This is a genomic window from Pedobacter sp. Bi126 (genome assembly GCF_918698245.1).
Lineage (GTDB): Bacteria > Bacteroidota > Bacteroidia > Sphingobacteriales > Sphingobacteriaceae > Pedobacter.
The window spans coordinates 1,083,576-1,097,689 of the sequence record NZ_CAKKMS010000003.1; the positions used below are offsets into that span (position 1 = coordinate 1,083,576).

The 14,114-nt window shown below is 39.0% G+C and carries 9 protein-coding genes; 6 read left to right on the forward strand and 3 right to left on the reverse strand.

The genetic code is table 11. From position 1 onward, the window contains the following. Positions 1 to 231 precede the first annotated feature (231 nt). The 3 genes from LQ201_RS14810 (at position 232) to LQ201_RS14820 (ending at position 4,242) form a co-directional block, all read left to right on the forward strand. Positions 232 to 1,566 (forward strand): undecaprenyl-phosphate glucose phosphotransferase, encoded by a 1,335-nt coding sequence (locus tag LQ201_RS14810; RefSeq protein ID WP_230143428.1) that lies wholly within the window; start codon positions 232 to 234, stop codon positions 1,564 to 1,566. Positions 1,567 to 1,577: 11 nt separating this feature from the next. After that, positions 1,578 to 2,513, forward strand: coding sequence for a sugar phosphate nucleotidyltransferase (locus LQ201_RS14815; protein WP_230143430.1), 936 nt, complete (start codon positions 1,578 to 1,580; stop codon positions 2,511 to 2,513). A gap of 100 nt (positions 2,514 to 2,613) precedes the next feature. Next, positions 2,614 to 4,242 (forward strand): gliding motility protein RemB, encoded by a 1,629-nt coding sequence (locus LQ201_RS14820; protein WP_230143431.1) that lies wholly within the window; start codon positions 2,614 to 2,616, stop codon positions 4,240 to 4,242. A 158-nt stretch (positions 4,243 to 4,400) separates the two neighbouring features. On the opposite strand, the gene dxs is transcribed toward LQ201_RS14820, so the two are convergent. Then, positions 4,401 to 6,329 (reverse strand): 1-deoxy-D-xylulose-5-phosphate synthase, encoded by a 1,929-nt coding sequence (gene dxs / locus LQ201_RS14825; protein ID WP_230143434.1) that lies wholly within the window; start codon positions 6,327 to 6,329, stop codon positions 4,401 to 4,403. Between the two features lie 466 nt (positions 6,330 to 6,795). On the opposite strand from dxs, the gene LQ201_RS14830 reads away from it, so the two are divergent. The 3 genes from LQ201_RS14830 (at position 6,796) to glmS (ending at position 10,859) form a co-directional block, all read left to right on the forward strand. Then, a complete protein-coding gene (locus LQ201_RS14830) occupies positions 6,796 to 7,539 on the forward strand; it encodes a ScpA family protein (RefSeq protein WP_230143435.1) in 744 nt (247 codons plus the stop codon). 62 nt (positions 7,540 to 7,601) lie between these two features. Then, a complete protein-coding gene (gene glyA, locus LQ201_RS14835; protein ID WP_230143467.1) occupies positions 7,602 to 8,873 on the forward strand; it encodes a serine hydroxymethyltransferase in 1,272 nt (423 codons plus the stop codon). A 147-nt stretch (positions 8,874 to 9,020) separates the two neighbouring features. Next, complete coding sequence (gene glmS / locus LQ201_RS14840) at positions 9,021 to 10,859, forward strand: glutamine--fructose-6-phosphate transaminase (isomerizing) (protein WP_230143437.1); 1,839 nt, start codon at positions 9,021 to 9,023, stop codon at positions 10,857 to 10,859. A 395-nt stretch (positions 10,860 to 11,254) separates the two neighbouring features. On the opposite strand, the gene LQ201_RS14845 is transcribed toward glmS, so the two are convergent. Then, complete coding sequence (locus LQ201_RS14845) at positions 11,255 to 12,628, reverse strand: hypothetical protein (protein ID WP_230143439.1); 1,374 nt, start codon at positions 12,626 to 12,628, stop codon at positions 11,255 to 11,257. 60 nt (positions 12,629 to 12,688) lie between these two features. Next, positions 12,689 to 13,387: a ComF family protein gene (locus tag LQ201_RS14850; RefSeq protein WP_230143441.1), complete on the reverse strand. Its 699-nt coding sequence runs from the start codon at positions 13,385 to 13,387 to the stop codon at positions 12,689 to 12,691. Positions 13,388 to 14,114 lie beyond the last annotated feature (727 nt).

A 14,114-nucleotide genomic window follows, 5' to 3' on the forward strand; every position in this document is an offset into this window, starting at 1 on the left:
GATACTCGTTTTCATAGAAAGTTATATTACCTATATATTGCGTCATTATTATCGATTTTTATTTTGATAATGATTTTTTAACTTTGAATTCAGAATTTGGGCATCAATTTTGTTCATTATGATTCATTCAAAACAAAAACAAGAAATAAATGTTTAAGTTTTCCCTTTAAGCCTATGCAAACACGTTACTTATTTATACTTAAATACATACTACCCATAACTGACCTAATCATGGTCAATATTGTGTACTTTTTTGCATACGAATTTACCGCTTATATGGGTAAGGCGGTGAGTTCTGAATTGCAGTGGCATTACATTGTAGTTTGTAATCTGATCTGGATTGTGAGCACTACAAGCTTTGGACTTTATAGTGAATATGGGTCGCGTAGGATTGAGCGAATCTATCGTGGGACCTGGAAAAGTGTGGTTTTACATGCTGTGTTGTTTTCAATTTACCTTTTCTTCTCTAAACAAAATGATTTCTCCAGATCTTTTCTGGTGATTTTTTATGGCATGTTGGCCATTTTGTTTTTGGTGAACCGCTTTATTGGTACCTCTTTTCAGTTTTTATTATTTAATCATTTACGAGGCGTTAAATCAGTTGCTATTATGGGTAACAACGCAACTGGTTTACAATTGGCCAGTTATTTTGAAAAGCAGCGTTATATTGAATTTCATGGTTTTATAGGCGATGTACCTGAGGATTATTTGGATCGCAATGGTCAGATTTCCGATATGGTTGGCCGCCAGTTTAAAATGGCTGTTGACAAAGGGATTAAAGATATTTATGTTACCATTGCACCAGAGCGGATGGCAGATATGACCTTGCTTACAGAAGAGGCAGAACGTCAATGTGTGCGTTTGAAATTTATCCCCGATATTAGCGGGGCCTTATTGTCCCCTTATACAGTGAGTTATCTGGGAAACGAATTCCCTGTGATTTCTTTACGTTCTGAACCACTGGAGAAGATACATAATCGCTTTAAAAAACGCGCTATTGACGTTGTATTTAGTGGTTTAGTAATTCTTTTCGTATTAAGCTGGTTGTATCCAATTATTGCGCTATTAATAAAAATGCAGAGTAAAGGTCCTGTCCTGTTCAAGCAATTAAGGAGTGGACGTGATGACGAAGCTTTCTGGTGTTTTAAATTTAGAAGCATGCGCATGAATGCCGATAGTGATAAAAGACAAGCGAGCAAAAATGATGACCGGATTACACCGATAGGTAAATTTCTTAGAAGGTCAAGCTTAGATGAGTTGCCTCAGTTTTTTAATGTGTTCATGGGGCACATGAGTGTAGTCGGTCCCCGTCCGCATATGTTAAGCCATACCGAACAATATAAAGGTATCGTAGATCAGTTTATGGTTCGCCATTTTTTAAAACCGGGAATAACTGGCTGGGCACAGGTAAACGGCTACCGTGGCGAAACTAAAGAAGATTATAAAATGGTAAAACGAGTGGAACACGATATCTGGTATTTAGAGAATTGGAGTGCCATGCTGGATGTGAAGATTATCTTTATGACCGTAATTAATATGGCTAAAGGTGAGGAGAATGCTTTTTAATTTGGTAATTAATGAATAACAATAAGAAACCTACCTTAATTATCCTTGCGGCTGGAATGGCCAGCCGATATGGGGGGAACAAACAAACAGAATCGTTCGGTCCTAGTGGTGAAACCATCATGGAATATTCTATTTATGACGCCATCAGGGCGGGTTTTGGCAAGGTGGTTTTTATTATCCGAAAAGAATTTGCTGAAGCCTTTGCTGCGCAAATTGAGCACAAATTAAGCGGTAAAATTGAAATTGATTATGCTTATCAATCGCTGGAAAGCTTTAGCAATGATATTGAGTTTTCGAAAGAAAGAACAAAACCTTTTGGTACTGCACATGCGCTACTTTGTTGCAAGGGTAAGGTGAGTGAGCCTTTTGCAGTAATTAATGCCGATGACTTTTATGGTTTAGATGCCTTTAATAAAGCCTATACATTTTTAACCCGAGAGATTCAGGATGATTTATTTGCCTGTCTTGGATATAAATTAAAGAATACGGTAAGTGAGTTTGGCGCAGTTACCAGGGGAGAAATCAAAACCAATGCAGCAGATGAAATTGTTTCGATTAATGAACGAAGAGAGATTATTTTAAAAGATGGGCAAATTGTTAGCTTTGAAAAAGACCAACAGCAGATCTTGGCTGTGGATACGCAGGTGAGCATGAACTTTTTTTGTTTTACACCTGCTTTTATTGATTGGATGGAGGATAAGTATTATGCATTCTTATCTGCAAATAAGGGCGAGCTTAAGGCGGAGTTTCTTATACCGGAAGTTGCCGATCAATTGATCAAAAGTGGTGAAGCCCGTATCAAAGTTATTGCTACGGATGCCAAGTGGTTTGGGGTTACCTTTAAGGAAGATGCAGCCATGGTAAAAGAAGAACTTTTAAAACTTTCTAACGCACAAACCTATCCTGTTGATATTTGGGATGTAAGTACTCCGATAACACAATTATAGTTTTTGGAGCCCGTAAGGGCTTTTCTTTTATTGAACTTTGGTGAAGGCGTTAAATTGATAATTAATAACGTTCTTTGCCGTTTGAATTAAAATTTATCAGATGAAGAAAATCTTAGTCCTCCTATTTTTAGTCGTTTCCATTTACGAGGTTAAAGCCCAGGCTGTTTATCAACCTTACTCTTATCAATTTTACCAGAAACTGAGTAGTGAGATTTATAATCCAAATACACGGATTCACAGCTCTTTAAAGCCTTTTTTTATTGATGATAGTTTGCTGCGCGATAAGAGTAGCATATTGTTAAGTATTGGCGCAGATTCAACGAGAAAATCATGGGCGGCCAGAAAGTTGTTTCAAGAGCATTTATTTGATATTCAAAAAGAAGATTTTACGGTTTATGCCGATTTTTTGCCTGACTTCCAGATCGGGAGAGATTTTTCAGGAAAAAAAAATACTTATTTAAATACCCGTGGTTACCAGGTTGGCGGTACAATAGGAAAGAAATTTTCTTTTTATACCAGTGGGTTCGAAAATCAGGGCCGCTTTGCAGATTATTATAGAAATTATATCGATCAAACTGGAGTTGTTCCTGGCCAATCTTATAACCGTGTTGGTGGTAAATACGGTCAGGGTTATAATCCCGACATTAATCCTTTAACTGCAGATTGGTCTTATGTAACCGCTACCGTATCATATACGCCCATAAAATATTTGAATGTTACTGCTGGGTATGATAAAAACTTTGTGGGAGATGGTTACCGGTCCTTATTATTATCTGATTATGCATCTCCTTATCCATTCTTAAAATTAACAGGGAACTTAGGTAATGTACAATATATGGTGATGTGGGCAGCGATGCAGGATCCAAGTGCACCACGGTTGTCTTATGAAGCTGGTTTTAGAAAAAAGGGTGGGATATTCCACTATTTAGATTGGAACGTGAATAATAGGTTGTCGATCGGATTCTTTGATTCAATTGTATGGGCGCAAACAGATGACGCAGGGAACAGAAGAGGTTTTGACTGGGGTTATGCGAATCCAATTATTTTCTTAAGACCAATTGAAGCTTCAAGCGGCTCTCCAGACAACGCCTTAATAGGGTTTACAGGAAAATATAAATTTGCAAAGGAACTGGTTGCATACGGCCAGTTTTCTTTAGATGAATTTCAGGCAAAGGAGTTTTTCTCTTCAGAAGGTAGTTCAAGAAATAAATATGCATGGCAACTGGGATTTAGAGGTGCGGATGTTTTTAAAGTTGAAGGCCTAAATTATTTATTAGAATACAACACGGCTAAACCTTATACTTTTTCTTCGCGTAAACCTATCCTAAATTATGCGCAATATGGGGAGCCTTTGGCACATCCGCTGGGTGCAAACTTTAGAGAGTTGATTGGTTTGTTAAACTATTCTTATAAACGTTTTGATTTTAGCGGCGAACTGATGTATGCTAAGTACGGCCTTGATATCTCTGGACAGAACTATGGTAAGAACATTTTCGAGCCTTATACTGATGCGGTGCAAACTACAGGGAATTATACTACACAAGGGATCCGTACCAATCTTTTTTACGCTGAAGGAAAAGTTGCATACGTGGTTAACCCGAAATACAACCTGCGCTTAGAACTAGGCGGTGTGGTTAGGAGAGAAAGTAACAATTTAGGTAAAAATACAACCGGATTAATTACTTTCGGCTTACGGAGTTCGTTTAGAAATTTATACTCTGATTTTTAGTTAAGCTTATGATATGATAAAGCCTCAGTTATTTATATAGCTGAGGCTTTATGTTTTATTAATTATCCGTCATCCTGACGATAGGAAGGATCTTTACTTGCAAAATTGAGACTCTTCGCTGCGCTTAGAATGACAATCATTACAAGAATGATGGTAGCCTACCCTGCCATGCTATTTGTTGTTCTTTTTACAGCCACTTTTCTTACTGCCGCTATAATTGCATTTTTATCATAACCGCATTCGGCCCAAAGCTCGGCCTGTTCTCCATGTTCGATAAACTGATCTGGAATACCTAAACGGATCACATTGGCACTATAACCATGATCGGCCATAAACTCCAGTACTGCTGAACCCACTCCACCTGGCAAAGAGCCATCTTCTACGGTGATTACATATTTATATTTAGCAAATACTTCATGTAGTAGCTGCTCATCCAATGGCTTCACAAAACGTAAATCGTAATGTGCTGGATAAAAACCTTCGCTGTTTAATTCGGCTCGTGCCTCAACGGCAAAGTTACCTACGTGGCCAATAGTTAATAAGGCTACATCCTCTCCATCACAGATCTTACGTCCTTTGCCAATTTCTAATGCTTTGAATGGTCGCTTCCAATCGGGCATAACACCATTACCACGTGGGTAACGGATTACAAATGGCCCCACATTTTCTTGTTGAGCAGTAAACATCAGGTTACGCAATTCTTCTTCGTTCATTGGCGAAGAGATCACTAAATTCGGGATACAGCGCATGTAAGCAATATCATATGCACCATGGTGTGTTGCACCATCAGCACCTGCTAAGCCCGCCCTATCCAAACAAAACACTACGTTTAGCTTTTGAATGGCTACATCATGGATCACCTGATCGTATGCCCTTTGCATAAAGCTTGAATAGATGTTACAAAAGGGAACTAATCCTTGTGTCGCTAAACCAGCCGAGAAAGTCACGGCATGTTGCTCTGCAATACCCACATCGAATGCACGTTTTGGCATCGCTTTCATCATAATATTCAACGATGATCCTGATGGCATAGCAGGTGTAATACCTACAATTTTATCATTCGCCTCTGCCAGCTCAACCATGGTATGCCCGAAAACATCCTGGTATTTTGGCGGTTGCGGCTTATCGGGAGTGCTTTTTTTGATTTCACCGGTAATCTTATCGAAAAGACCTGGTGCATGCCACTTGGTCTGATCTTTTTCTGCCAATGCAAAACCTTTACCTTTTACAGTAACGCAGTGTAAAAGTTTAGGACCGGGAATAGCAGATAAATCTTTTATGGTCTGTGCTAAACGTTTTACATCGTGCCCGTCAACGGGGCCGAAGTATCTAAAATTTAAGGCTTCGAATAAATTACTTTGTTTAAGTAAGGTTCCTTTAATGCTTTTCTCAATTTTCTTAACATACTTATGTGCATTAGGGCCTAGTTTAGAAAGCCCTGTGAGTACATGAGAAATATCATCACGGAAACGGTTGTACGATTTTGAAATGGTGATGCTGGTTAAATATTCCTTAAGTGCACCCACATTCGGATCGATAGACATGCAGTTATCGTTCAGGATCACAAGTACATTACTGTTTTCGATCCCGGCATGGTTTAATCCCTCAAATGCTAAACCAGCTGTCATGGCGCCATCGCCGATAACGGCAACGTGTTGCCGATCGGTTTCACCTTTTAACTGCGAAGCCACCGCCATCCCTAAAGCGGCCGAAATTGAAGTAGAAGAATGGCCTACACCAAAGGTATCATATTCACTTTCTGAAATCTTCGGGAAACCGCTAATACCACCGTATACACGGTTGGTATGGAATAAATCCCTACGCCCGGTTAATATTTTATGTCCGTATGCCTGATGGCCTACGTCCCAAACCAACTTGTCGTAAGGGGTATTTAATGCATAGTGTAAGGCCACTGTTAATTCAACAACACCTAAACTGGCTCCAAAATGGCCACCGTTAACACTAACTACATCAATGATATACTGTCGTAATTCCTGGCTTATTTGTTCTAAGTCAGATTCGCTATATTGCTTTAAATCAGCGGGATAGTTGATTTTAGATAATAGGGGGCCAGCTTTTACTTGCATTCGAAATTTATGGTAAAAAACAAGATACAAAGTAAGGCAAATTTGTTTTAATATAGAAGAGAAAAATAGTGGTTTATTATTGAGCGTTAAGCGGTTGGCGTTGAGGGCTTAGCGGGTGCAGATTAAGGGTTTAGGTTTAAGTCAAAAGGAATATTAACCACAGATAAAATGGATACACACAGATAAACCTCAGTTCTATTTGTATTTGTGGTAAAATGGCTTTAGTTATTGACAATTGGGTTATGGGCGTTTAGTTGTGTTTATGAGATAGCGGATAAGGTTAAGGAAAACCGTTTTGGGTTTAAAAACAAAATTAACCGTAGATAAACACAGCTATAAATATAGATCTGTGTTTATCTGTGGTAAAAATCTAAAATTAATGACATTAACTTTAGGGTTTAGTGGTTAATAGGCTAGGGTTTATATTATTAAGGGCTAAAATTTTTCGTTATGTTTGTCTCTTCACATGCAGGCAGAGAATTTTGAAATTAAACTTCCGGTATTCGAAGGCCCCTTCGATTTGTTGCTGTTCTTTATAGAGCGGGATGAACTCAATATCCAGGATGTGGAGATTGCCAAAATCACCAACGACTTTTTGGCCTACATCCATCAGCTCCTTGCTTTAAATGTAGAAGTTGCCAGCGAATTTATCTTAGTGGCCGCAACCTTGATGCGCATTAAATCTAAAATGCTTTTGCCAAGGATTGAGGTTGATGAAGCCGGAAATGAAATTAATGCTGAACAAGACCTGATCGCAAGGCTTATCGCCTATAAGCAGTTTAAATCTGCAGCAGAAGAAATGAAAGTTTTTGAAGAGGAACGGCTTAAACAAGATCAACGGGGTAATATTGCATATGATTTAACCCTGGCCGCCGCATCTTCCAGTCACCAGGATGAACTTTTATCATTGGATCTCTATAAACTTTTAACCGTTTACCACCGAACGATGCAGAAGTATGAGCTGCGCAGCGAAGAGGTTAAACACACCGTGGTACAATATCCTTACACTATCGAGCAACAAAAACACTTTATTGCGAATCTGCTCGATATCAATAAACAGATCGATTTTGCCTTAGTGCTTAAAAATTCGGAGAATAAAGTGCATTTCGTTTATAATTTCCTGGCTATTTTAGAAATGTTGCAGCAACAAATCGTAGAGATAACCATTGGGAGCGGCTTTAACAACTTTAATGTGAAAGCATTATCCTAATACGGCCTAAATTAAATTTGAATTTCTTACTTTTGCCAAAAAAATACAAACCTCATATAATGATGACACGCGACAACCAAATTTTTGAACTTATTGATAAGGAGTTAAACCGCCAAGAGCATGGTTTAGAGCTTATTGCATCAGAAAACTTTGTAAGCAAGCAAGTGATGGAAGCTGCCGGATCGGTACTAACCAACAAATATGCTGAAGGCTTACCAGGAAAACGTTACTATGGCGGTTGCCAGGTAGTGGATGTAGTAGAGCAGATTGCTATCGATAGGGCAAAAGAGTTGTTCGGCGCAGCATGGGTAAACGTTCAGCCACACTCTGGCGCACAAGCTAACGCAGCAGTAATGCTTGCCGTTTTGCAGCCAGGCGATAAAATATTAGGATTTGATCTTTCTCATGGAGGCCACTTAACCCATGGCTCGCCTGTTAACTTTTCGGGTAAACTATACCAGCCTTTATTTTATGGCGTTGTAAAAGAAACAGGATTAATTGACTATAAAAAATTAGAAGAAGTTGCTTTAGCCGAAAAACCTAAATTAATTATCTGCGGTGCATCTGCTTATTCCCGCGAGTGGGATTACGCTTTTATCCGTGCAGTAGCTGATAAAATCGGTGCTTTGGTTTTAGCTGATATTTCTCACCCTGCAGGTTTAATCGCAAAAGGATTATTGGCCAATCCGCTTCCACATTGCCATATTGTAACCACTACCACCCACAAAACTTTACGTGGTCCACGTGGAGGTATGATTATGATGGGGCAGGATTTCGAAAATCCATGGGGATTAAAAACACCTAAAGGCGAAATCCGTTTAATGAGTAACCTGCTCGATATGGCGGTTTTCCCTGGTACACAAGGTGGTCCGTTAGAGCATATTATTGCAGCTAAAGCAATTGCTTTTGGCGAAGCTTTAAGCGAGGAGTACGGAACATATATTAAACAAGTTGCCGCTAATGCACAGGCAATGGCCAAAGCATTTGTAGCTAAAGGATATGGCATTATTTCTGGAGGTACAGATAACCACTTGATGCTGATCGATCTTCGAAATAAAAATATTACTGGTAAAGTAGCTGAAAATGCTTTAGAGAAAGCTGAAATTACAGTGAACAAAAACATGGTTCCTTTCGATGATAAATCGCCGTTTGTAACTTCAGGTATCCGTGTAGGTACTGCCGCAATTACTACACGAGGTTTAAAAGAGACTGAAATGCAGAAGATTGTAGATTTAATCGACCAGGTTTTAACCAATCCGGAAGATGAAGCTAACCTGAATAGTGTAAAAGCTGAGGTGATTAAGTTGGTAAGTGCCTTCCCACTATATAAATAAGATTATACATTCACTCGGCTAGAGTGACAATGACACAAGCAGTTACATTAATTTGTAACTGCTTTTTTTTGTGAAGTAAGTTTTTCGCCTTAATGATGTAAAACAAACGTTTGTTTTATATATTTGACCAATAAAATGATGTAACTTATGTGTGGAATAGTAGGCTATATTGGCTACAGAGAAGCCTGGCCGATTGTATTGAAAGGTCTTAAAAGATTAGAATACCGGGGTTATGATAGTGCTGGTATTGCACTGATGAACGATAGTGGTCAGCATATTTATAAAAAGGCTGGAAAAGTAGCTGTTTTAGAAGAATATGCCGAAGACAAAGATAAGTCTGGTACAATTGGTATGGGACATACGCGATGGGCAACTCATGGCGTGCCTTCCGATAGAAACTCTCATCCCCACACATCAAATGGCGGTAAGCTGTCTATTATCCATAATGGAATTATCGAAAACTACGCCACCTTAAAAGAAGAATTGACTAGTCGTGGCCACGAGTTTAAAAGCGACACCGATACAGAGGTATTGATCCACCTGATTGAAGAAATCCAGGAAATTGAAAATATTGATCTTTTAGAAGCAGTTCGTTTGGCTTTGCAGGAAGTGAACGGTGCCTACGCCATCGTGATTATGGATAAAGAACACCCTGATCGTTTAATTGTGGCGAGGAAAGGAAGTCCGATGGTAATTGGTGTTGGAGCAGGAGAATATTTTATTGCCTCTGATGCGACCCCGATTATTGAGTATACTAAAACCGTAATTTATTTAAAGGATGGCGAAATCGCCCTGATTACCAAAAATGACCTTTTAGTTAAACAATTGGATAACGTAGTGCAAACCCCCTTAATTCAAGAGTTACAGTTAAAACTTGAGATGCTGGAGAAAGGTGGCTTTGATCACTTTATGCTTAAAGAAATTTATGAGCAGCCACGTTCAATTAAAGATTGTATGCGTGGACGGATTTATCCTGAAGAAGGAAAAGTTCAGCTTGGCGGGATCAAAGAATTCGCAGAGAAATTAAAAAATATAGACCGGATCATTATTGTGGCCTGCGGAACATCGTGGCATGCAGGTTTGGTTGGCGAATACCTGATCGAAGAATATGCCCGTATACCTGTAGAGGTGGAGTATGCTTCAGAATTTAGGTATAGAAATCCAATTATCACCGAAAAAGATGTAGTAATTGCCATTTCACAATCCGGCGAAACTGCCGATACCATGGCGGCCATCGAGATGGCTAAAGAACGTGGAGCAACTATTTTTGGGATCTGTAATGTTGCTGGGGCTTCCATCCCGCGTTTAACCCATGCCGGGGTTTACACCCATGCGGGTCCAGAAATTGGCGTAGCCTCAACAAAAGCATTTACTGCCCAGGTAACGGTTCTAACCTTGATGGCCTTTTATATGGCGCAACAAAAAGGGACCATTACCACCTCAAAATTAATCGAGCTTTTAACCGAACTGGATCATATCCCAGAAAAGATCCAGGTTGCTTTAGAATCGAACGATCTGATCAAAGAAGTTGCAGAAAAGATCAAAGATTCTACCAACTGTTTGTTCTTGGGAAGAGGTAGTGGTTTTCCTGTGGCCTTAGAAGGTGCCTTAAAACTTAAGGAAATTTCTTATATCCACGCAGAGGGTTATCCTGCAGCGGAAATGAAACATGGGCCTATCGCTTTAATTGATGAAGAAATGCCGGTGGTTTTTATTGCTACGCAGAATTCATCATACGAAAAAGTAATCAGCAATATACAAGAAGTAAAAGCAAGAAAAGGTAAAGTGATTGCGATTGTAACCCAGGGAGACTCGGAGGTGAAGAAAATGGCCGATTACTGTATCGAAATTCCTGATGCCAATGAAGCCTTTTTACCACTTATAGCAACTATTCCGCTTCAGTTATTGTCGTATCATATTGCGGTGATGCGTGGTTGTAATGTAGATCAGCCTAGAAACTTAGCTAAATCTGTAACAGTAGAATAATTTTATAACAAAACAAATAAATAGGACTTTGCATTAATTTGTAGCTGCTTTTTTGTTAGGGGAGTATTTAAATACTGACTTTGTTAACTAAGCCAGATTGAACGGATGCCGTTTTAATCTATATATTTTGATATTGATGAATTAAAACGGCAGGAGGAAAAGCGGGCTGCCATAGGCACAAATGCTAAATTCTAAAGAAATAAATCTTGTTGGAGATTGAAGCGGTATTAAAAAATAGCCTGAAAATGGAGTGGCAATCCTAATCTTAATCTTGTAAAAAGTAAAGGGCCGATATTCTTTAGAAGAAATATCGACCCTTACCATCTAAATTAACGCTCTCGAATATATAAACGGAAATTATCGCCATTTTGTTTTGAGAAAATGAAAAAAATAAGTTATTTCTCGTAACTACCTAAGGTTGAGGGAGAAATTCTTGCATTTCCTTTAGCATCATGATTGAGGTAATCAAAGAAATACGGATCAGTACTTAAATCAGTTCCCTTTTTTCTGACGATGCTACCGGAAGATACCCGAAAATCTTCTAGATCTTGATTAATGAAAAGAGGATCGGTATTTAAAATGTTGCCATTGTTACTGTAAGCACTGTTGTTAGACCGGATTAAATTGCTCCATAAATTGAACTGCACTATTGCAGCCGTTTTCTTTTGGATATCCAGTTCATTCGTTAAATTCCCCCATATGATATTATTGGTTAAATCTACCTGAAGTTTGTTATAAGCATTTGCCGATAAATAATCCGAAAAACTCAGAGCGGCAGTTTTACGTGGGAAATTTGAGTTGTAACCAGCAAAAGTATTCTGTTTTAAGTTGTAATTCCCTCCCCCTACTGCATATATTAAGTAATTGCCGCAGTTATACATTACATTATTAAATGCAAGCAGTTCCGAGTGGTAGCCAATGTAAGCCGCCACCTGCATATTTTTAATAGTACTATTGCTTAAAATTAATTTGGGGTTGTTGTTCACGGACAAAGAATCGGAGGTAATGCCAACAGATGCATTTTTAATAATCGCATTTTTAATAAGCCCACATCCGGTTCGTTTTAAGAAAATCCCTTTCCATTGTCCGGGCTCATCGCTATATATGTATTCCAGCCTGTCGCTACAAAATAGTACAGGTTCAGTAAGGCTGCCATTAACCACTAGATTCCCTTCTATATTTAAATTTGCATCCTTGTGAAAATAAATTTTAGTTCCAGGCTGGATGGTTAGTGACCCTCCGTTCTTAACGGTTAACGATCCATTAATAATGTAGGGTAAAGCTTTTGTCCAGATGGTATTGGCATTAATCGTCGATTCGTTAACAAATACAGCATTCTGCCCATAAGCTAAAAGCTGAATCACCTGTTTATTCCCATTTGTATTTAATATGATAGAATCTTGAACAAGAAAGGGCAGGTTAGTTGAATTTGGGTTGATCGAAACTTTGACAAAAAGGTTTATAGAATCCCTGCCGTTTATAATGAGATCATTTTTGCTCTGCGTTTGCTCCCCGTTAATGTTAATGCTAAAAGCCGAAGTATTGCCACCTGATAATCTGATTTCGGAAACTTTAACCGCATCATTGTTCCAGTTAACGATCTTTATTCTTTTGGTTATTGATCCTACTGAAGTAAAAATGGTATCAAATAATACTTCTTTATTAGAGATGTTTAGTTTGGCGTTCGGATCTGTGGTTATACGCTCCCCTTTCCGGCAAGCTGAACCAAAGAATAAAATTAAAAGCACTAAACCAATATTTAAACGCATAAATCAAACTTAGAAAAATGTTTGGCCACTTACAATAGCGCTTAAACCGTGTAACCGTAATTATTCTGCAAAGGCAAGGGCTGCAATGCTCACTTTTGCCGCCCCAATAGTTAAGAGTGTATTGGCACAGGCTTCAAGTGTTGCCCCGGTGGTTATTACATCGTCAACCAGTAAAATATGTTTACCGATGATTTCTTCAGCAGAATTTACCTGAAAAACATCTTTCATGTTTTCATACCGGTTATACCTGCTTTTTTTAGTTTGACTCTCCGTTGAAGTAGTCCGGATAAGGTGATCTTCACTAATATCTATTCCCATTTGTGATGCAATTCCTTCTGCAATAAAGCTACTTTGGTTATAACCCCTAATCTTATATTTTTTACGATGCAAAGGAACTGGGATAACCATGTTGATATCTTGGTAAAGAATTCCGCTTTTTAGCCGCTCGCCTAGCATATTGCCTAATAATACCCCAACATCGGTTCTGCCATTATATTTTAAGTTGTGGATTAAGTTTTGAACCTTCGCTCCTTTTCTAAAATACAACATGGCCATTGCAGCATTAAGTGGTAAGCGGCCCCATAACTGCTTGGCAACCCTATTATCTGCATGTTGGTGATAATCGGTAAAAGGGAGATCGTATAAGCATTTTAAACAAATCAACTGTTCGTGGCGAAACAAAGAATTGCCGCATGCATTGCATAAATTTGGGAATAGCAATCCAAATAAGTCCGAAGTCCATTGTTTTACCAGATGCATTTAACTAATTTATAAAATATTTTTGACTTCCGAAGTTTAAAAGGCAGAGAGGTTGGAAAACTTCGGAAGTTTGCCTAGTGATATATTCTTTATGATTTTTAGGAAAGCTGGTTCAGTGTTACTATGTAGGTGTTGTCCCGCCATCCGTTACAAAGCCTTGGTTCGTTCCTCACCATCGGGTTTTCCACTTCTGTCGGGTTTATTCTGCAGGGTCTTCCTAAGTTTTAAACGGCTGTGTGCAGGGGAAAACTTCGGAAGTCTCTTCAGGCCACGCTGGGTTTAATGCTACACTATATATTAAGAGTGCCTTTGTTTTTTTAGCAAAGCAGGTTCGGTGCTACTATACAGGTATGTTCCCGCCATACGCTGTAGCCCTGGTAGAAAAACCGGGGGCTGCCGCTGCTGTCGGGTTTAGCTGGCAGGGTCTTCCGGAGTTTTAAACGGCCGGGCGGAGGAGAAAACCCGGTAAGTCTGAAGAGACTAGACAGCTACAAACAGCTGTTCCCCTAAAAAGTTTTGCCCTGCGGTGTATTTTTTCTGTCTGAAAACCATGTTGTTATCCCAAACCTTCAGATATTCGGGGTAAAACCTTTGGATATTCATTAAAAATCCTTACTTTTGCATCCCGCTTCGGAGGAAGGGTTTGATTGAAAAGATGGCAGAGCGAGATGGAGGGCATGTTTATTTTAAAATAAATATTGCGGGAGCGGAAAAGATTGCTACCTTT

Excerpts from the sequence above, each read along its gene's own strand:
- LQ201_RS14830 (WP_230143435.1), top strand. The coding sequence starts at position 6,796 with ATGCAGGCAGAGAATTTTGAAATTAAACTTCCGGTATTCGAAGGCCCC.
- LQ201_RS14850 (WP_230143441.1), bottom strand. The coding sequence starts at position 13,387 with ATGCATCTGGTAAAACAATGGACTTCGGACTTATTTGGATTGCTATTC.
- dxs (WP_230143434.1), bottom strand. The coding sequence starts at position 6,329 with ATGCAAGTAAAAGCTGGCCCCCTATTATCTAAAATCAACTATCCCGCT.
- glmS (WP_230143437.1), top strand. The coding sequence starts at position 9,021 with ATGTGTGGAATAGTAGGCTATATTGGCTACAGAGAAGCCTGGCCGATT.
- LQ201_RS14845 (WP_230143439.1), bottom strand. The coding sequence starts at position 12,628 with ATGCGTTTAAATATTGGTTTAGTGCTTTTAATTTTATTCTTTGGTTCA.
- LQ201_RS14820 (WP_230143431.1), top strand. The coding sequence starts at position 2,614 with ATGAAGAAAATCTTAGTCCTCCTATTTTTAGTCGTTTCCATTTACGAG.
- glyA (WP_230143467.1), top strand. The coding sequence starts at position 7,602 with ATGACACGCGACAACCAAATTTTTGAACTTATTGATAAGGAGTTAAAC.
- LQ201_RS14810 (WP_230143428.1), top strand. The coding sequence starts at position 232 with ATGGTCAATATTGTGTACTTTTTTGCATACGAATTTACCGCTTATATG.
- LQ201_RS14815 (WP_230143430.1), top strand. The coding sequence starts at position 1,578 with ATGAATAACAATAAGAAACCTACCTTAATTATCCTTGCGGCTGGAATG.